The organism is Rhodococcus sp. SORGH_AS_0301 (genome assembly GCF_030818285.1).
Classification (GTDB): domain Bacteria; phylum Actinomycetota; class Actinomycetes; order Mycobacteriales; family Mycobacteriaceae; genus Rhodococcoides.
The window spans coordinates 2,022,666-2,042,453 of record NZ_JAUTAC010000002.1; the positions used below are offsets into that span (position 1 = coordinate 2,022,666).

Here is a 19,788-nt window from a genome sequence, read left to right on the forward strand (position 1 = left end):
GTCACCGGTGGTGTCATCATGCCGCACTCACGATCGGAGTGCAGAAACACGAAAGGGGACCCATGTGAATGGGTCCCCTTTCGGAACGGATTGTTCGGCGGTGTCCTACTCTCCCACACCCTGTCGGGTGCAGTACCATCGGCGCTGGAGGGCTTAGCTTCCGGGTTCGGAATGGGTCCGGGCGTTTCCCCTCCGCTATGGCCACCGAAACTCTGTGAAACAACAGAGCACGAGGCACACACGTTCCCTGTCACCGGTGCTGCTGGTGACGGATCGGTGGTGCGGGTTTCAGTTATCTGCTGACCAACTCGTGTGTTGTCTCAGATACTGCACAGTGGACGCGTAGCTTCTTTGTGGTAAGTCCTCGGCCTATTAGTACCAGTCACCTGCACCCATTGCTGGGCTTCCAGTTCTGGCCTATCAACCCGGTGGTCTGCCGGGGGCCTTACCCCCTCGAGGGGGTGAGAAACCTCATCTTGGAACAGGCTTCCCGCTTAGATGCTTTCAGCGGTTATCCCTTCCGAACGTAGCTAACCAGCGGTGCTCCTGGTGGAACAACTGGCACACCAGAGGTTCGTCCGTCCCGGTCCTCTCGTACTAGGGACAGCCTTCCTCAAGTTTCTGACGCGCGCGGCGGATAGAGACCGAACTGTCTCACGACGTTCTAAACCCAGCTCGCGTGCCGCTTTAATGGGCGAACAGCCCAACCCTTGGGACCTACTCCAGCCCCAGGATGCGACGAGCCGACATCGAGGTGCCAAACCATCCCGTCGATATGGACTCTTGGGGAAGATCAGCCTGTTATCCCCGGGGTACCTTTTATCCGTTGAGCGACACCGCTTCCACTTGCCGGTGCCGGATCACTAGTCCCGACTTTCGTCCCTGCTCGACTTGTCAGTCTCACAGTCAAGCTCCCTTGTGCACTTGCACTCGACACCTGATTGCCAACCAGGCTGAGGGAACCTTTGGGCGCCTCCGTTACATTTTGGGAGGCAACCGCCCCAGTTAAACTACCCACCAGGCACTGTCCCTGAACCAGATCATGGTCCGAGGTTGAGGTATCCAATACGATCAGAGTGGTATTTCAACAACGACTCCACACACACTGGCGTGCATGCTTCACAGTCTCCCACCTATCCTACACAAACCGAACCGAACACCAATACCAAGCTGTAGTGAAGGTCCCGGGGTCTTTTCGTCCTGCCGCGCGTAACGAGCATCTTTACTCGTAATGCAATTTCGCCGAGTCTATGGTTGAGACAGCTGAGAAGTCGTTACGCCATTCGTGCAGGTCGGAACTTACCCGACAAGGAATTTCGCTACCTTAGGATGGTTATAGTTACCACCGCCGTTTACTGGGGCTTAAATTCTCAGCTTCGCTCCCGAAAGAACTAACCGGTCCTCTTAACCTTCCAGCACCGGGCAGGCGTCAGTCCGTATACATCGTCTTACGACTTCGCACGGACCTGTGTTTTTAGTAAACAGTCGCTTCTCACTGGTCTCTGCGACCCACACCAGCTCAGGAAGCAAGTTCCATCACCAGCAGGGGTCCCCCTTCTCCCGAAGTTACGGGGGCATTTTGCCGAGTTCCTTAACCATAGTTATCTCGATCGCCTTGGTATTCTCTACCTGATCACCTGTGTCGGTTTGGGGTACGGGCCATGTACCAGCTCGCTAGAGGCTTTTCTCGGCAGCATAGGATCACTGAATTCGCCTCATTCGGCTATGCATCACCTCTCAGGCTTGTGTGAGACCCGGATTTGCCTAGGTCTCGCCCTACAGGCTTACACCAGTGTTACCACTGACTGGCTCAGCTACCTTCCTGCGTCACCCCATCGCTTGACTACTACCAGGAAAGGTCCCGTGCATCACCACACCCGGCACCCGAAGGTGCTCCTGGCGGCTCTGGACGGTTAGTACTCCTGATTCATCATGGGCGCGGATACACGGGTACGGGAATATCAACCCGTTGTCCATCGACTACGCCTGTCGGCCTCGCCTTAGGTCCCGACTCACCCTGGGCGGATTAACCTGGCCCAGGAACCCTTGATCATTCGGCGGACGAGTTTCTCACTCGTCTTTCGCTACTCATGCCTGCATTCTCACTCGCGTGGCCTCCACACCTGGATCACTCCGGCGCTTCCCTGGCCACACGACGCTCCCCTACCCACCCACACACCTGCCGGAACCCTCGCAAGGGAACCGGGGGCTGTTGTGTGAGTGCCGCGGCTTCGGCGGTGTACTTGAGCCCCGCTACATTGTCGGCGCAAAATCACTTGACCAGTGAGCTATTACGCACTCTTTCAAGGGTGGCTGCTTCTAAGCCAACCTCCTGGTTGTCTTCGCGACTTCACATCCTTTTCCACTTAGTACACGCTTGGGGGCCTTAGCCGGCGATCTGGGCTGTTTCCCTCTCGACTACGAACCTTATCGCCCGCAGTCTCACTGCCGCGCTCTCACATCCTGGCATTCGGAGTTTGGCTGATTTCGATAAGCTTGTGGGCCCTCTAGACCATCCAGTAGCTCTACCTCCAAGATGAAACACGCGACGCTGCACCTAAATGCATTTCGGGGAGAACCAGCTATCACGGAGTTTGATTGGCCTTTCACCCCTACCCACAACTCATCCCCTCAGTTTTCAACCTAAGTGGGTTCGGGCCTCCACGACGTCTTACCGTCGCTTCACCCTGGCCATGGGTAGATCACTCCGCTTCGGGTCTAGAGCATGCGACTGAAACGCCCTATTCGGACTCGCTTTCGCTACGGCTACCCCACACGGGTTAACCTCGCCACATACCACTAACTCGCAGGCTCATTCTTCAAAAGGCACGCCATCACCCCCAGTGACAAGTCACTCGAAGGCTCTGACGGATTGTAAGCGCACGGTTTCAGGTACTATTTCACTCCCCTCCCGGGGTACTTTTCACCTTTCCCTCACGGTACTAGTCCGCTATCGGTCACCAGGGAGTATTCAGGCTTATCGGGTGGTCCCGACAGATTCACAGCAGATTTCACGGGCCCGCTGCTACTTGGGCATTCATCACGACAGTCACACAGTTTTCGTCTACGGGACTCTCACCCTCTACGACAGGCCATCCCAGACCACTTCGACTAACCGCATGATTTCTTACTGTCGGCCGATCCGGCAGAATCGACAAGACAAACCCCACAACCCCACACGCACAACCCCTGCCGGGTATCACATGCACATGGTTTGGCCTCTTCCGCGTTCGCTCGCCACTACTGACGGAATCACTGTTGTTTTCTCTTCCTGTGGGTACTGAGATGTTTCACTTCCCCACGTTCCCTCCACACACCCTATATATTCAGGTGCAGGTAACACGACATCACTCGTGCTGGGTTTCCCCATTCGGACACCCTCGGATCTCAGCTCGGTTGACAGCTCCCCGAGGCTTATCGCAGCCTCCTACGTCCTTCATCGGCTCCTGGTGCCAAGGCATCCACCGTACGCTCTTCATTACTTACAACAAAGATGCTCGCGTCCACTGTGCAGTTCTCAAACAACACACCCCCTTCGAACTCCCATCTGCACCATGCCCACCCGAAGGCGCGGTATGCCAGACATCCGAAAGAGATACATTCTTGCCTAGAAAGAAACACTCGCGTGTTCTCTCAGGACCCAACAGTGCATCGATATAGAACCAGCGGAACAACACTGAGGAAGTTCGCTACTGCCGGCTCTGGTTGTCAGTGTTCCACCCATGAGCGTCCGTCGTTCCACGTACGGGAACGAAACGGTCTCTGCGGGGCGTCCCTCCCACCTGTGTGGGTGGTACTGCCCCGAGATGTGCTCCTTAGAAAGGAGGTGATCCAGCCGCACCTTCCGGTACGGCTACCTTGTTACGACTTCGTCCCAATCGCCGATCCCACCTTCGACGGCTCCCTCCCACAAGGGGTTAGGCCACCGGCTTCGGGTGTTACCGACTTTCATGACGTGACGGGCGGTGTGTACAAGGCCCGGGAACGTATTCACCGCAGCGTTGCTGATCTGCGATTACTAGCGACTCCGACTTCACGGGGTCGAGTTGCAGACCCCGATCCGAACTGAGACCGGCTTTAAGGGATTCGCTCCACCTCACGGTATCGCAGCCCTCTGTACCGGCCATTGTAGCATGTGTGAAGCCCTGGACATAAGGGGCATGATGACTTGACGTCGTCCCCACCTTCCTCCGAGTTGACCCCGGCAGTCTCCTGCGAGTCCCCGGCATAATCCGCTGGCAACACAGGACAAGGGTTGCGCTCGTTGCGGGACTTAACCCAACATCTCACGACACGAGCTGACGACAGCCATGCACCACCTGTACACCGACCACAAGGGGGGCCGTATCTCTACGGCTTTCCGGTGTATGTCAAACCCAGGTAAGGTTCTTCGCGTTGCATCGAATTAATCCACATGCTCCGCCGCTTGTGCGGGCCCCCGTCAATTCCTTTGAGTTTTAGCCTTGCGGCCGTACTCCCCAGGCGGGGCGCTTAATGCGTTAGCTACGGCACGGATCCCGTGGAAGGAAACCCACACCTAGCGCCCACCGTTTACGGCGTGGACTACCAGGGTATCTAATCCTGTTCGCTACCCACGCTTTCGCTCCTCAGCGTCAGTTATTTCCCAGAGACCCGCCTTCGCCACCGGTGTTCCTCCTGATATCTGCGCATTTCACCGCTACACCAGGAATTCCAGTCTCCCCTGAAATACTCAAGTCTGCCCGTATCGCCTGCAAGCCAACAGTTGAGCTGCTGGTTTTCACAGACGACGCGACAAACCGCCTACGAGCTCTTTACGCCCAGTAATTCCGGACAACGCTTGCACCCTACGTATTACCGCGGCTGCTGGCACGTAGTTGGCCGGTGCTTCTTCTGCAGGTACCGTCACTTGCGCTTCGTCCCTGCTGAAAGAGGTTTACAACCCGAAGGCCGTCATCCCTCACGCGGCGTCGCTGCATCAGGCTTGCGCCCATTGTGCAATATTCCCCACTGCTGCCTCCCGTAGGAGTCTGGGCCGTGTCTCAGTCCCAGTGTGGCCGGTCGCCCTCTCAGGCCGGCTACCCGTCGTCGCCTTGGTAGGCCATTACCCCACCAACAAGCTGATAGGCCGCGGGCCCATCCTGCACCGATAAATCTTTCCACCACACGGCATGCACCGCGCAGTACTATCCGGTATTAGACCCAGTTTCCCGGGCTTATCCCGAAGTGCAGGGCAGATCACCCACGTGTTACTCACCCGTTCGCCACTCGTGTACCCCGAAGGGCCTTACCGTTCGACTTGCATGTGTTAAGCACGCCGCCAGCGTTCGTCCTGAGCCAGGATCAAACTCTCCGTTGAAGACTCTTATCAACCCCCGGCTAGAAACCAGGAAGCCAATGAAAACTAGAGAGCCAAATCCAGCAATAAAACTCACGCCAGCAATAACTCCATTGCTGACAAAAAAGAACCGGTCCCTCCCCGACGGGAAGAAGGAGAAGAACCAGCAAACCACAACAAAATATTGGCACTGACATTCATCGACACACTGTTGAGTTCTCAAAGAACACGCACACACCACCACCACCCACACGAAGCAGGAGGATCCGGGGCAACCGTTCCAGCCTAGCCAGCCGCACGGAGCCGAGTCAAGACTCGAACTCTTCGTTGACCAGGATGTCAGATGATCCACGGAGCCGGTGATCGAGGCCTTGCGGTCTCGGTCCGTGTCCGTGTCGCTCTGACTCGACAAAAGTTACGCGACGGATAACAGTGCGTCAAATCCGCAGGTCGGCCACACGACGGGCTCGCGACCATGCAGGTCAGCGCGCCGCTCCGGCGCCTCGCGGGCCTTCGAGTGCTCGAACCCCGACTGTGACCCCGCGCACGGGTGGCTCACACCGAGCGCCGTACGCCGGCCATGTTCTTCTTACCCCGACGCAGCACCAGCCACTCACCGTGCAGGAAGTCGTCCGCGGAGGGAGTCCAGTCCTCGGCAGCGATCTTCTGGTTGTTGACCGACACTCCCCCCTCCTTCACCACACGACGGGCGGCGCCCTTCGACTCGCACAGCGACGTGTCGACAAGAAGGTCGACGATCGTGCGCTCCTCCCCTGCCGGCAGCTCGGCGACGTCGGTCTCCGACAGCGCGGCCGACAGTGTCCCCGCGTCCAGGTCGCGAAGCTCTCCCCGGCCGAACAGGGCGGAGCTGGCAAGTTCGACGGCCGCGGTGTTGTCCGCGCCGTGCACCAGCGTCGTCATCTCCGCCGCCAGTCGCTTCTGCGCCGCGCGGGCCTGGGGTCGTTCTGCCGTCGCCGCCTCGAGTTCCGCCAGCTCGTCACGATCGAGGAACGTGAACCAGCGCAGGTACTTCACGACGTCGGCGTCGGCCGTGTTCACGAAGTACTGGTACCAGGCGTACGGCGACGTCATCTCGGGGTCGAGCCACAGGCTTCCGCCACCGGTGGACTTACCGAACTTCGTGCCGTCCGCCGCAGTGACCAGAGGAACGGTCAGTCCGTGCACGGCGTCGCCGTCCATACGTCGGGTGAGATCGATGCCCGCGACGATGTTCCCCCACTGATCCGATCCGCCGACCTGCAAAGTGCAACCGTGCTGCCGATGCAGGTGCAGGTAGTCCTGCGCCTGCAACAACATGTAGCTGAACTCGGTGTAGGACATCCCGTCCGATTCGAGGCGCTTCTTCACCGTGTCCCGCGCCAACATCACGTTGACGGAGAAGTGCTTGCCGATGTCGCGGAGGAAGTCGATGGCCGACAGCGACGCGGTCCAGTCGAGGTTGTTCGCGATGACCGCACCGCCGGCACCCTCGAAGTCGACGAAGCGAGAGAGCTGACCCTTGATGCGATCGGCCCACTCGGCCACCGTGTCGCTCGAGTTCATGATGCGTTCGCCGACGTCACGCGGATCACCGATGAGTCCGGTCGCTCCGCCGGCCAACACGATCGGACGATGACCCGCACGCTGGAAACGTGACAGGACCAGCAGCGGAACGAGGTGCCCTGCGTGCAAGCTCGGTCCCGTCGGGTCGAATCCCGCGTAGAGGGTGATCGGGGCGTCCGCGGTGGTCGCCGCTGTCAGTGCCTCGATGTCTGTCGACTGGGCTATCAGTCCACGCCAGGTCAGGTCCTCGATGATGCTCACACCGCTGATTCTTTCGCATGCGCGCACGTCACCCGACGGCGCCCTCAGGCCTGAGTACCGGGCTCCCCGGCGGGGTCTGTCGGAGCTCGCGGGCTCCGTCTATAGGCAGACACGGCCACCGAGGGAATCCAGAAACGCCACGGACGGTCGGGAGCGGTGGACACGCCGACACGAGGACCTGACTGTACCGGTGACGCCGTCTCGTCCGACAGCGTCACCGACACTTCCGCGCTCTCGGCGAAGACACGAACACCGTTGTGGGCTAACGACAGTGCGAGAACACTCCCGACGTTGCCAGGTCCGCGCGCAATACCGAACTCCGGTGCGCGGGGCCGCCGCGTCCTGGCGACCGCGAGACCGTCGACGACCTCACCCGCGCGGATCAGGACGGCGCCGGCCGTTCCGTCAGGACCACAGACGATGTTCGCGCACAGATGCATCCCGTAGCTGAGATAGACGTACAGGCGACCGGGCGGCCCGAACATGACCGAGTTGCGCGGTGTGGGGCCTCGGAACGAGTGCGCCGCGGGGTCGGGCCAGGGTCCGCCGGGATCTCCGCCGTACGCCTCCACCTCGACGATGCGCAGCGTGACGCCGGCGCAGGTCAGACTGGCGCCGAGCAGACGCGTCGCCGCGTCGACGGGAGTCGCGGACCCGAGAAGTCGTTCGGACGGCAGTACGGGGCCGGTCATGTCGGCGATCGACGAGTCGCAGTCGCTCCCGTCACTCCGCGATCGGATCGGGCGCGGTCGCCCGAGCCAGAATGTCCTCGTGCTCGGCGTCGGTGGCGTCACGCGCATCGTCGATGAGCAGCACCGGAATGCCGTTCTCGATGGGGTAGACACGGCGCAGCCGGGGGTTGTAGAGCAGCTCGTCCTGGATCAGCAGAAGCGGACCCTTGTCCTGCGGGCAGGCGAGAATGCTGTGCAAGCGAGCATCGACGCTCAAGAGGACTCCTCGTTCCGTCGTCGCGTCGGTCTTCCGACGCGGTCTCACCCTACTGATGCGCGGTGAAGCGCTCCGCCGCCACTGCCTTCGTCATGCGCTTGTACTCGCCGGACGTCGACGCCAGATACCAGGTCTTGACCCCCGGACCGGGCAGTCCGGCAGCGCGCAGCGTGTCGTCGAGTGGTCGGAACGCGCGGCTCAGCGGGATGTCCGCGACCACGTGCACGACGTCGGGTCGCTCGGCCGGATCCAACACCAGCAGCGCGTCCGACACCATCGATGCCGTGAGGTTCTGACCCGCCCGCACGGTCACCGCGCACACCGACCACTGGTCACCGTGCTCCCCGATGCCGTACGCCACGGCCAGGTCCACCGGCTCCGCCTCGCCGATCGCGTCGGCTATCGGCTGCGGGTAGACGGGTCCGCGTGCGGTGGTGATCACCGAGCGCTTGTGCCCGAGCAACCAGTAGTCACCGCCCTCGTCCCGGCGGAACAGCAGGTTGGTCGGAGTCCACACGTCGCCGGCACTGAAGACACCACGCATGAACGCGCCGCTGGAGTCGTCCAGTCCGGGGCGGCCGAGCAACAGGCCGGGTTCGCCGGTCTCACAGTGTCGGACGAATCCCTGCTCGTCCACGAGGTACCGACCCGAGACGGCGTCGTATGCCGCGAGTTCCACCCGTGCACTGCCCGGCAGCGGGCGACCCTTTGCCCCGATCTTCGTTCCCGCCACGTTCGCGAGGACGACGTCGCCCTCGGTGGACGCGTAGAACTCGAGTACCCGCGCAGGTGCCAGTCGTTCGAGCGTGTGCCGCCACAGGTTGGTGGGCATGCCCGATCCGATGAGGAGCCGTACGGCGTGCTGTCCTCGGTGCGGAAGGGACTCCGACGTCAGGATGTCCCGCATCATGGTCCACGTGTAGGACACGACCGTGACGCCGTAGCGCTGCACCTCGTCCGCGAAGCGCTCGGGCTCGACACCGCGCGACAGCGCGATGCGGGACCCGCCCGCCAACGCGCCGCCCACCGCCACGAGCAGTCCGGCCGAATGGTGCAGCGGCGCCAGGCAGTACACGGTGTCGCCGCGGGACAGACCTGCGGAGCTGGCCGTACCGAAGGCCGACAGAGCCCAGCGGTAGTTGGTGATGAACTTGGCATCCAGGGTGTCGTCGTTCCCGCTGAACAGCACGAAGGCGAGTTCCCGTGCGCGCCCGGGGTTGGGGACGTACCACCCCGGCAACTCCACCGTCGACGGGTCGACCTGCTCGAGATCCACGACCAGGTCGGAGTCCTCGATGTCGAGCGAGCGGGACTCGCCGCCGCCCAGGACCAGCACGTCCAGTCCGTGGTCGACGGATCCGGCCAGATTGTCGGGGTCGACGATCAGCAGTTCGACGCGCCCGAGTCGCAGCGACGCCGAGAGATCGCTGGTGGGCTGCAGCATGACGGCCACCGCACCGATGCGGGACAGTGCGGCGACGGCGGCGAGTGCGCTCGGACGTGTCTCCATCAGCACTCCGACGTGCATCGCGGGGCGTACACCGTTGACGATCAGGCCGCGCACCACGTTGTCGATGCGCTGGTCCACGGCGGCGTAGGAGTACACACGGTCGTCGAACACGAAGCACTCACCGGCACTCGCGCGCCGAGCCTGCTCACCGAGCAGACGACCGAGGGAGACCTGCGAATGAGGTTGCAGCTGGCCGAGTCTGGCGAGACGGGGCAGTGTGCGAGCGGCCTCGGACGAGATCTCACGAGACCCCTTCACGGCCCCCGGCCGCCGCCGAGGCGATGCCGCGACCGAGACCCAGGCCGACCTCGGCGATGGTGGCCGCGGTGTGGACGAGACGATTTCCCACCGACACGCCGCTCTCCGAGGCCGGGTGCTCGTCGTACCCCATGGCGTGCACCTCGACCGGCCGCGGCCCCAGGCCCTCGCGCCACCGGATCCACCCCGCCGTGCTCGGCCACGTCTGCGTGGCTGCGGTGCTCCCCACCACCAGTCCGAAGTGCCCGGCGCGGAGCCCTGCTTCGTACACCTTGGCCCGCGGAGCCGCCTTGCGGATGCCGCGCACCGCGAGCGGTTGGCCGATGTCGTCGACCTCCCCCACGAACGCGAGGATCGGCATGGTCAGTTCCGCGAGCGAGACGACCTTGCCGCGGATGGAGAACCCACCCGTCATCATGCGGTTGTGCACGACGAACTGCGTCAACAGTTCCGCGACCGCCGGGCCCGACCAGGCGACCCACCCGTCCATCGCGAGGAACCGGCGCTGGGACTCGCGGGGCAGGAGCGCGTCCCGGTCGTGGAGCTGGAGCAGGAAGTCGATGCGCGACTTGACGGTCTTGGCCGGGTCGAGCAACTGGAACCCGGTGCGGGCCATCCAGTCGGTCACCGCGAGACGCGTGAACACGTGCTCGGCGAGGAACTCGGCACCCTTGGTGGCCACGTTCGCCGGGATCCCGAGAGGGAGCGCCGCGAGGGTGTCCACCGGACTGCCGAACGTGATGATGCTGGCGATGTCGCGACTCGAGCGGTACGCGGCGGCCTGGTAACAGAACATGCCGCCCTGCGAGTACCCACCGAGGTGGACCTCGCGACCCGTTCGCTCGGCGACGATGTCGATGATCTCGCTGATCGCGACGATGTGGTCCGCCAGCGTCCGGTTCCACCCGCCCTCCTCGGTGGCCGGCGAACCGAAGTCGACCACCCAGGGGTCCATCCCCGCCTCGTGCAGGATACCGACGCCGCCCTGGTCGCGGGTGACGTCGTAGACGTCGGCCGACATCATCATCGGCGGTACGAGCACGACGGGCGGACCCGTCTGCTCGGACTCCGGGAAGTACCGACGCAGCCGGTACATACGATCGCGCGCGACCACCGAGAAGGGAGACGGAACGGCATCCGTCTCGAGTCCCCCGAGACGGATGACCTCGAGCCCGTTCTGCGCCGTGGCGACCACACGCCGCAACGACGTCGCGACCGACCCGGTGTCGATTCCCAGCAACTGCACTCCTCGAAGGCGGCATCGATTCGGTCGGTGTGGTCCACGACTCGTCGACCGATGAGGACACAGCGTCTCACACCACTCCGACCGCTCGGATCGGGTCGTCCTGTCAGGCCGTGATCCACGTCCTGAGCTCGCCCGCGGTGCGTTGGACCACGATGATCTGCTCCGCCACCCGCGCGGGCGCGGTACCGCCGCGGCTGTCCCGCGAGCCGATGGATCCGTCGACGGTGAGCACCGAGCGGACCTCCGGTGTGAGCGCCGGGTCGATCGTCGCGAACTCCTCGTCGGTCAGTTCGTCCAGACCCACACCGCGCGACTCCGCACGTCGCACGCAGTCGCCTGCCACCTCGTGGGCGTGCCGGAACGGCACACCGTTGCGGACGAGCCACTCGGCGATGTCCGTCGCCAGCGTGAATCCCGCCGGCGCCAGCTCGCGCAGCCGGTCGGTGTGGAAGGTGAGGGTGGACACCAACCCGGTCAGGGCGGGCAGAAGCATCTCGAGCTGGAGCACCGAGTCGAAGACGGGCTCCTTGTCCTCCTGCAGATCACGGTTGTACGCGAGGGGCTGAGCCTTGAGCGTCGCGAGCAGACCGGTGAGATTGCCGATCAGTCGCCCGGTCTTGCCGCGCGTGAGCTCCGCGACGTCCGGGTTCTTCTTCTGCGGCATGATCGAACTGCCCGTCGACCATGCGTCGGCGAGTGTCACGTAGCCGTACTCCGGGGTGCTCCACGACACGATCTCCTCGGCGAGACGCGACAGGTCCACGGCAGTCATGGCCAGGACGAACGCCGCCTCGGCGGCGAAGTCGCGCGAACTCGTCGCGTCGATCGAGTTCTCCGCGGAACCGTCGAACCCGAGCTCCGCGGCGATCTTCTCCGGGTCGAGTCCGAGCGACGAGCCCGCCAGGGCGCCCGAACCGTAGGGCGACACCGCGGCGCGGCCGTCGAAGTCCCGGAAGCGCTGCACGTCCCGCAGCAGCGGATGGGTGTGTGCGAGCAGATGATGCGCGAGCAGGACCGGCTGCGCGGCCTGCGAGTGCGTCTTGCCCGGCATCGCCGCGTCGGGATGTGCCTGCGCCTGCGCGGTGAGGGCCTCGACCACGTCCAGCACGCCCGCCGACACCCGCCGCACCGCGTCCCGCAGCCACATCCGGAACAGGGTCGCGACCTGGTCGTTGCGCGACCTGCCGGCACGCAACCTGCCGCCGAGCTCGGGACCGACCCGGTCGATCAGCCCGCGCTCGAGTGCGCCGTGCACGTCCTCGTCGGACTCTGCGGGACCGAACGCACCCGAGTCGACGTCGGCGGCGAGCTGATCGAGGCCGGTGAGCATCGCCTCGAGATCGCCCGCCGTCAGTAGGCCGGCCGAGTTGAGCACACGTGCGTGAGCCTTGGAGGCACGGACGTCGTACGGGGCGAGCACCCAGTCGAAGTGGGTCGACTTGCTCAGCGCCGCCATGGCTTCCGCGGGACCCGACGCGAAGCGCCCACCCCACAGAGCGCCCGCGTTGGTGCCGTGAGCGGGTGACGTCACAGGTCCGACTGTCCCTGCGCCGCCACCGCGCCACGGTCACGGCTGGCGGCGATCTTGGACGACAGGCCGTGCAGCTGCACGAAGCCCTTGGCCGACGACTGATCGAAGGTGTCGCCCGCGTCGTAGGTCGCGAGGTTGAAGTCGTACAGCGACTCCCCGCTGCGACGACCGTTCACGACGACGGTGCCGGCGTGCAGCACCAAGCGGATCTCGCCGGACACGTGCTCCTGGGTGTGCTGGACGAAGGTGTCGAGTGCACCCTTGAGCGGCGAGAACCACAGGCCGTCGTAGACCTGCTCGGCCCACTTCTGGTCCGTGTGCCGCTTGTAGCGGCCGAGCTCGCGTTCGAGGGTGACGTGCTCGAGCTCCTCGTGGGCACGGATCAGGACCATGGCGCCGGGAGCCTCGTAGACCTCGCGGCTCTTGATGCCGACGAGCCGGTCCTCGACCACGTCGAGGCGGCCGACACCCTGCTTGCCCGCACGGGTGTTCAGTTCCTGGATCGCCTGCAGCACCGACACCGGGCGGCCGTCGATGGCGGTCGGACGTCCCTTGTCGAATGTGATGACCAGCTCGTCCGGCGCGTTGAAGTTGGCCGTCGGATCCTCGGTGTAGTCGTAGACGTCCTTGGTCGGGGCGTTCCACAGATCCTCGAGGAACCCGGTCTCCACGGCGCGACCCCACACGTTCTGGTCGATCGAGAACGGCGACTTCTTGGTGACGTTGATGGGGATGCTGTTCTCCTCGGCGAAGGCGATGGCCTTCTCGCGGGTCCAGGCGTAGTCGCGCACGGGGGCCAGCACCTCGAGCTCGGGCGCGAGCGTGTTGAAGCCGACCTCGAAGCGGACCTGGTCGTTGCCCTTGCCGGTGCAGCCGTGAGCCACGACGGTGCCGCCGTGCGAGCGCGCATTCTCGACGAGGTGCTTGACGATGAGGGGACGGCTGATGGCCGACACCAGCGGGTAGCGGTCCATGTAGAGGGCGTTCGACTGGATGGTCGGCAGGCAGTACTCGTCCGCGAACTCGTCCCGAGCGTCGACGACGACGGCTTCGACAGCGCCGCAGTCGAGTGCGCGCTGCCGGATGACCTCCATGTCCTCGCCACCCTGGCCGAGGTCGATCGCCACGGCGACCACCTCCTTGCCGGTCTCGCGGCCGATCCAGCTGATGGCGACAGAGGTGTCGAGACCGCCGGAGTAGGCGAGGATGACGCGTTCGGCCATGGGGTGTGTGCTCCTTCGTGTGATTCGGACGTTCTGGGATTCGGACTGGTGGTTCAGCGCGCGAGATTCTCGATGCGGTCGGCGAGCTCGCGTCCGGACAGCGGATCGCGGGCAATCACGAAGATGGTGTCATCCCCCGCGACCGTTCCCACAATCTCGGGCAGTGCCGCCCGGTCCAGTGCACTGGCGAGATAGTGCGCGGCTCCGGGCGGCGTGCGGAGAACGGCCATCGTGGAGCTGGCGTCGGTGGAGACGAGCAACTCGCCGAGCAGCCGGGAGAGCCGATCGGTGCCGCCCGCGACCCCTCGGACCGGGCTGCCGTCCTCGGGAACGACGTAGACGCCCGCACCGCCGTCGGCGGCGCGAAGTTTGACGGCGCCCAACTCGTCGAGATCGCGGGAGAGAGTGGCCTGGGTGGCCTCGATCCCCTCCGCCGCGAGCAGCGACTGGAGTTCCTGCTGCGATCGGACCTGGTGGGTGGAGAGCAGGGCCACGACGCGCGCCTGGCGCCCGGCGCGCGTCGACGACGTCACCGGGCCCTGCGACTCGGCGGTCACGGCGTCCGTCGTCCCGATGCCGCCTGCTCGAGTAGCCACACCAGGACGGCCTTCTGTGCGTGCAACCGGTTCTCGGCTTCGTCCCACACGACGCTGCGAGGGCCGTCGAGCACCGTGTCGCTGATCTCCTCGCCGCGGTGGGCCGGGAGGCAGTGCAGGACGAGTGCCTCCGAGTCGGCACGGTCGAGCAGCGACTCGTTGATCTGGAACGGGCGGAGGGGTCCGACGCGGTCCAGGCCGTCGTTCTCCTGTCCCATCGATGTCCACGTGTCGGTGACCAGCACGTCGGCTCCGGTCGCGGCGGCGATCGGATCGTTCGTGACGGTCACGCTCGCTCCCGTCCGCTCACCGCGCTCCTGCGTGGCAGCCAGCACCGACGGGTCCGGCACGAAGCCCTCCGGGGCGGCGATCGTGACGTCGACGCCGGCGGTGACGGCGCCGAGCATGAGGGAGTGCGCCATGTTGTTGGCACCGTCGCCGAAGTACGAGAGGCGCAGACCTCTCAACGATCCCTTGCGCTCGGCGAGCGTCTGGAGATCGGCCAGCACCTGGCAGGGGTGGAAATCGTCGGACAGCGCGTTGACGATGGGCACGCTCGCCCCCGTCGCCATCTGCTCGAGGCGCTTCTGCCCGAACGTGCGCCATACGACGGCGTCGACGTAGCGGGACAGCACGCGCCCGGTGTCCTGCAGCGTCTCCTCGCGTCCGAGCTGCGTGCTGCGGCCGTCGACGACCACTGCGTGGCCGCCGAGCTGCGCGATGCCCATCTCGAACGAGAAGCGGGTGCGCGTCGAGTTCTTCTCGAAGATGACGCCGACGCCGCGCGGACCCTCCAGCGGGCGCCGCGAGAACGGTGCCTTCTTGAGTTCGGCTGCGAGAGCGAGGATCTCGGCCTGCTCCTCGGGGGAGAGATCGTCGTCTCGAAGGAAGTGCCGCAGTGTCACGAGGTCGCCTCTGCTGTCGGCCGCGCCTCGTCGAGGACCGCGGGAAGTGCACGGACGAACGATGCTGCCTGCTCGTCCGTGATGATCAGGGGCGGCGCCAGACGCAGGACGTTCGCCTGCGCCGCGTTCACCAGGAAGCCTGCGTGGCGGGCCGCGGTCTCGACATCGGCCGCCACCGGCTCGGTGAGGACGATGCCCAGCAGAAGGCCCGCACCCCGTACGTGATCGACGAGGGGATGTCCGAGCGCCTCGATGTCGTGTCGCAGGATCTTGCCCAGCCGGTCGGCGTGCGAGAGCAGATCCTCGGACGCGAGAGTGCGCAGCACCGCCAGGGCCGCCGCCGAACACACCGGGTTGCCACCGAACGTGGTCCCGTGCTTGCCCGGGGTGAGCATGGCGGCTGCCGGGCCGATGCCGATGCAGGCGCCGATGGGCAGTCCCCCGCCCAGCCCCTTCGCCAGGGTGATGACGTCCGGGACGATGCCGAACCGCTGATGGGCGTAGAACCACCCCGTACGGCCGATGCCCGTCTGGACCTCGTCGAGGATCAGCAGGGCGCCGTGGCGCGCAGTGATCTCGCGCGCTGCGGGCAGATAGCCCTCCGGCGGGACGACGACTCCGCCCTCACCCATGATCGGTTCGAGGAAGACGGCGGCCGTGTTCTCGTTGACCGCCGCCTCGAGCGCGGCGATGTCGCCGTAGGGAACGTGCGACACACCGGCGGGCATGGGCTCGAACGGAGCCCGCTTGTCCGCCTGCCCCGTGAGCGCGAGGGCTCCCATGGTCCGACCGTGGAACGCGTTCTCCGCCGCGATGATGTTCGGTCGACCCGTGAGACGCGCGATCTTGAAGGCGGCCTCGTTCGCCTCGGTGCCGGAGTTGCAGAGGAACACCCGAGCATCGCCGCCGGCCGCGTGACCGAGGTGCTCGAGGAGGTGCTCCGCCAGTTCGATCGACGGCGGCGCCGCGTAGAGGTTGGACGTGTGGCCCAGCGTCGTCAGCTGGGCGGAGACCGCCTCGACGACGGCAGGATGTCCGTGGCCGAGGATGTTGACCGCGATCCCGGCGAGGAGATCGAGGTACTCCTTGCCGTCGGCGTCCGTCACCACGGCTCCCGAACCGCCGACCAGCGCCACGCGCGGCACGCCGTAGTTGTTCATCAGCGCATTCGAGAAGCGTTGCTGCAGTTGCTCCGTGCTGGTCATGCCCGTCCTCTCGTACTGCCGTCGTGCACCATCGTGCCGATGCCCTCGCCGGTGAACAGTTCCAGGAGCACGGAGTGCTCGAGTCGACCGTCGATGACATGGGCGCTGGGAACTCCCCCGCGCACCGCGCGCAGACACGCCTCCATCTTGGGGACCATGCCGGCGTCCAGGCCGGGCAGCAGTTCGGCGAGGACGTCCGCCTCGATCTCCGAGACGAGCGACCCGCGGTCCGGCCAGTTCGTGTAGAGCCCCTCGACGTCGGTGAGGACGACGAGCTTCTGCGCGCCGAGCGCCTCCGCGAGGGCCGCGGCCGCGGTGTCCGCGTTGATGTTGTGCACGACGCCGTCCGCGTCGGGAGCGATAGTCGAGACGACCGGGATGCGCCCGGCCTCGATGAGGTCGTGCACCGCAGCGGGATTCACCGTCGTCACGTCGCCCACCAGACCGATGTCGGTGGCGACACCGTCGACGGTCACGGTGCGTCGAGTCGCCGTGAACAGGTGCGCGTCCTCGCCGGAGATGCCGACAGCGTAGGGGCCGTGCGCGTTGATCAGTCCGACCAGCTCGCGACCGACCTGCCCGAACAGGACCATGCGCACGACGTCCATCACTTCGGGCGTCGTCACGCGGAAGCCGCCGCGGAACTCCCCCACCAGTCCGAGTCGAGTGAGCATGGCGGTGATCTGGGGACCGCCGCCGTGCACGACCACCGGGTGGATACCGACGGTGCGCAGGAACGCCATGTCGGCCGCGAACGCGGCCTTGAGTCGATCGTCGATCATGGCGTTGCCGCCGTACTTGACCACGACGACCTTGCCCGTCCACTGCTGGAGCCACGGGAGGGCGCCGGCGAGGATGCGTGCGGTGTCGTGTGCGGACACGGGCTCGGACGACGTCATGACGAGTACGCCGAGTTCTCTTCGACGTAGGCGTGCGACAGATCCGTGGTCCTGATCGACGCCGACGCGGAGCCGACACCGAGGTCCACCTCGACCGTGATGTCGACGGCCGAGAGATCGACCTCACGAGCGCCGGGCACACCCATGCTGTCGACGCACACGGGATTGCCGTTGAACGACACGACGATGCGATCGGGATCGAGCGCGACCGGCGCGATGCCCACAGCGGCGAGAACGCGGCCCCAGTTGGGATCGGAGCCGAACAGCGCCGTCTTGACGAGGGAATCGCGTGCGATGGTTCGCGCCGCCACTAGTGCGTCCTGTTCGGACTCGGCACCACCGACCCTGACGATGATCCGCTTGGTCACGCCCTCCGCATCGGCCATCAGCTGATCCGCGAGGTCGTCGCACACCGCGAGGACAGCGGCGTCGAGTTCCTCCTGTGTCGTCTCGATGCCGCTGGCACCGGACGCGAGGAGCAGCACCGTGTCGTTCGTGGAGGTCGCGCCGTCCACGTCGAGTCGGTCGAAGGACTGTGCCGTCGCGTGCCGGAGGGCGCGATCGAGCTGATCGGCGCTAGCCACCGCGTCCGTGGTGACGACACACAGCATCGTCGCCAGCGAGGGCGCCAGCATGCCGGCGCCCTTGGCCATGCCGCCCACGTTCCAGCCGTTCTCGTGGTGGATCGCGGCCTGCTTCGGCCGGGTGTCGGTCGTCATGATCGCGTAGGCCGCATCGGTGCCGCCCGAGATGCCTCCGGCGAGCTCGTGCACCACCTCGGTGACACCGCCGAGCACCTTGTCCATGGGCAACCGGTCGCCGATCAGTCCGGTCGAACACACGGCGATCTCGCCGGCGCCCGTCTCAGTTCCCCAGTCGCTGAGGGTCGATGCGAGGTGCTCAGCGGTACGGTGCGTGTCCTGGAATCCGGGCGCGCCGGTGCAGGCGTTGGCGCCGCCCGAGTTCAGGACGACGGCGCGGAGCCGACCGGAGGTCAGCACCTGCTGTGACCACAGGACGGGCGCAGCCTTGATCTTGTTCAGGGTGAAGACACCGGCCGCTGCCAGATCGGGGCCCTCGTTGACCACGAGGGCGACGTCGAGGCCCCCCTTGGCCCGGAGACCGGCCTCGACCCCGGCGGCCCTGAATCCCGCTGCCGACGTCACACCCTGTGTGCGGACGAGAACCCCGGGAGCGCGCGTGGGGGCGTCGGGAGAGGACTGGCTGTGGTCGGTCATGGTGCTGTTCCCACCGTGGAGAGTCCGGCGCTCTCGGGGAGTCCGAGAGCGATGTTCATCGACTGCACCGCGGCACCGGCGGTGCCCTTCGTCAGATTGTCGATGGCGGCGAGGACCACGAGCAGTCCCGCGTCCTCGTCGACCGCCACCTGCAGGTGGACCGCGTTGGACCCGAGCACCGACCCCGTCTGCGGCAGCTGACCCTCCGGGAGAAGGTGGAGGAAAGGTTCGTCGGCGCAGTACTTCTCGTAGACCGCACGCGCCTCGGAGGCCGACACTGTCGTCGGAGCGGTGCACGTCGCCAGGATGCCGCGCGGCATCGGAGCCAGCACGGGAGTGAACGACACGATCACCTCGGTGCCGGCGATGGCGGACAAGTTCTGCGTGATCTCCGGCGTGTGGCGATGTGCACCGGCGATACCGTAGGCACGGACCGACCCCATGACCTCGGAACCCAGCAGGTCCGGCTTCGCCGCACGACCGGCGCCGGAGGTGCCGCTCACGGCCACCACGGTCACGCGGGGCTCGACCATGCCGGCAGCGAACGCGGGCGCCAGAGCCAGCGACGAGGCCGTGGGATAGCACCCCGGGACCGCGATGCGCGTCGCTCCGACCAGGGCGTCCCGACCACCGGGCAACTCGGGCATGCCGTAGGGCCAGTGTCCGGCGTGTTCCCCGCCGTACCAGCGATCCCAGGCGGCGGCGTCGGTCAACCGGAAGTCGGCACCGCAGTCGATGATCAGCGTGGAGTCCGACAGCTGTTCGGCGAGGGCGGCTGACTTCCCGTGCGGGAGCCCGAGGAACACGACGTCGTGCCCCTCCAGGGCCGCGGCGTCCGTGTCCACCAGCACGCGGTCCGCGAGCGGAACGAGATGCGGATGGTGTTGCCCCAGCGTGGTTCCGGCGTTTCCACCGGCCGTCAGGGCGCCGATGGTCATCCGGCCGTCGAGCACTGCCGGGTGTCCGAGCAGCAGACGCAGGATCTCGCCACCCGCGTAGCCACTGGCGCCCGCGACGGCCACCCGGGTGCCCGTCGATGTCGATGCACTGTCCATACGATGATTATGCATGACGGTGCAAGCTCATTC

Annotated in this window: 11 protein-coding genes, 3 rRNA genes and 1 pseudogene; all 15 read right to left on the reverse strand. The window is 65.4% G+C overall.

Annotated elements, in window-relative coordinates:
* Positions 1-92: 92 nt before the first annotated feature.
* The 15 genes and pseudogenes from rrf to argC all read right to left on the reverse strand — a co-directional run bounded on the left by rrf (position 93) and on the right by argC (position 19,755).
* Positions 93-209: ribosomal RNA gene (gene rrf, locus QE397_RS10110) — 5S ribosomal RNA — on the reverse strand.
* Positions 210-352: 143 nt separating this feature from the next.
* Positions 353-3,488, reverse strand: a 23S ribosomal RNA gene (locus QE397_RS10115).
* 331 nt (positions 3,489-3,819) lie between these two features.
* Positions 3,820-5,338: ribosomal RNA gene (locus QE397_RS10120) — 16S ribosomal RNA — on the reverse strand.
* The 16S, 23S and 5S rRNA genes sit together here, the layout of an rRNA operon.
* A gap of 534 nt (positions 5,339-5,872) precedes the next feature.
* The gene (gene tyrS / locus QE397_RS10125) at positions 5,873-7,141 is read right to left on the reverse strand and encodes a tyrosine--tRNA ligase (RefSeq protein ID WP_307093154.1); all 1,269 of its coding nucleotides are present in this window, start codon (positions 7,139-7,141) and stop codon (positions 5,873-5,875) included.
* A gap of 44 nt (positions 7,142-7,185) precedes the next feature.
* Positions 7,186-7,833: a DNA-3-methyladenine glycosylase gene (locus QE397_RS10130; protein WP_307093157.1), complete on the reverse strand. Its 648-nt coding sequence runs from the start codon at positions 7,831-7,833 to the stop codon at positions 7,186-7,188.
* Between the two features lie 31 nt (positions 7,834-7,864).
* A complete protein-coding gene (locus QE397_RS10135) occupies positions 7,865-8,089 on the reverse strand; it encodes a Trm112 family protein (protein WP_307093159.1) in 225 nt (74 codons plus the stop codon).
* Between the two features lie 49 nt (positions 8,090-8,138).
* Positions 8,139-11,097 (reverse strand): annotated as a pseudogene (locus tag QE397_RS10140) (AMP-binding protein).
* Between the two features lie 109 nt (positions 11,098-11,206).
* Positions 11,207-12,634, reverse strand: coding sequence for an argininosuccinate lyase (argH, locus tag QE397_RS10145; protein ID WP_027506735.1), 1,428 nt, complete (start codon positions 12,632-12,634; stop codon positions 11,207-11,209).
* Positions 12,631-13,857: an argininosuccinate synthase gene (locus tag QE397_RS10150; protein ID WP_222638613.1), complete on the reverse strand. Its 1,227-nt coding sequence runs from the start codon at positions 13,855-13,857 to the stop codon at positions 12,631-12,633. The genes argH and QE397_RS10150 overlap by 4 nt, the downstream gene beginning before the upstream one ends.
* Positions 13,858-13,910: 53 nt before the next feature.
* A complete protein-coding gene (locus QE397_RS10155; protein WP_197027837.1) occupies positions 13,911-14,432 on the reverse strand; it encodes an arginine repressor in 522 nt (173 codons plus the stop codon).
* Complete coding sequence (argF, locus tag QE397_RS10160; protein WP_027506738.1) at positions 14,411-15,358, reverse strand: ornithine carbamoyltransferase; 948 nt, start codon at positions 15,356-15,358, stop codon at positions 14,411-14,413. Before argF ends, QE397_RS10155 begins: the two co-directional genes overlap by 22 nt.
* Complete coding sequence (locus QE397_RS10165) at positions 15,355-16,563, reverse strand: acetylornithine transaminase (RefSeq protein ID WP_307093164.1); 1,209 nt, start codon at positions 16,561-16,563, stop codon at positions 15,355-15,357. The genes argF and QE397_RS10165 overlap by 4 nt, the downstream gene beginning before the upstream one ends.
* Entirely contained in the window at positions 16,560-17,462 is a 903-nt protein-coding gene (gene argB, locus QE397_RS10170) for an acetylglutamate kinase (RefSeq protein WP_027506740.1), read from the reverse strand. The genes QE397_RS10165 and argB overlap by 4 nt, the downstream gene beginning before the upstream one ends.
* Complete coding sequence (argJ, locus tag QE397_RS10175; protein ID WP_307093166.1) at positions 17,459-18,700, reverse strand: bifunctional glutamate N-acetyltransferase/amino-acid acetyltransferase ArgJ; 1,242 nt, start codon at positions 18,698-18,700, stop codon at positions 17,459-17,461. The genes argB and argJ overlap by 4 nt, the downstream gene beginning before the upstream one ends.
* A complete protein-coding gene (gene argC / locus QE397_RS10180) occupies positions 18,697-19,755 on the reverse strand; it encodes an N-acetyl-gamma-glutamyl-phosphate reductase (protein WP_156380537.1) in 1,059 nt (352 codons plus the stop codon). Before argC ends, argJ begins: the two co-directional genes overlap by 4 nt.
* Between the last annotated feature and the right edge of the window lie 33 nt (positions 19,756-19,788).

Coding starts and splice junctions, on each gene's coding strand:
- argB (WP_027506740.1), bottom strand. CDS start 17,462: ATGACGTCGTCCGAGCCCGTGTCCGCACACGACACCGCACGCATCCTC.
- QE397_RS10130 (WP_307093157.1), bottom strand. CDS start 7,833: ATGACCGGCCCCGTACTGCCGTCCGAACGACTTCTCGGGTCCGCGACT.
- argC (WP_156380537.1), bottom strand. CDS start 19,755: ATGGACAGTGCATCGACATCGACGGGCACCCGGGTGGCCGTCGCGGGC.
- QE397_RS10150 (WP_222638613.1), bottom strand. CDS start 13,857: ATGGCCGAACGCGTCATCCTCGCCTACTCCGGCGGTCTCGACACCTCT.
- QE397_RS10165 (WP_307093164.1), bottom strand. CDS start 16,563: ATGACCAGCACGGAGCAACTGCAGCAACGCTTCTCGAATGCGCTGATG.
- argJ (WP_307093166.1), bottom strand. CDS start 18,700: ATGACCGACCACAGCCAGTCCTCTCCCGACGCCCCCACGCGCGCTCCC.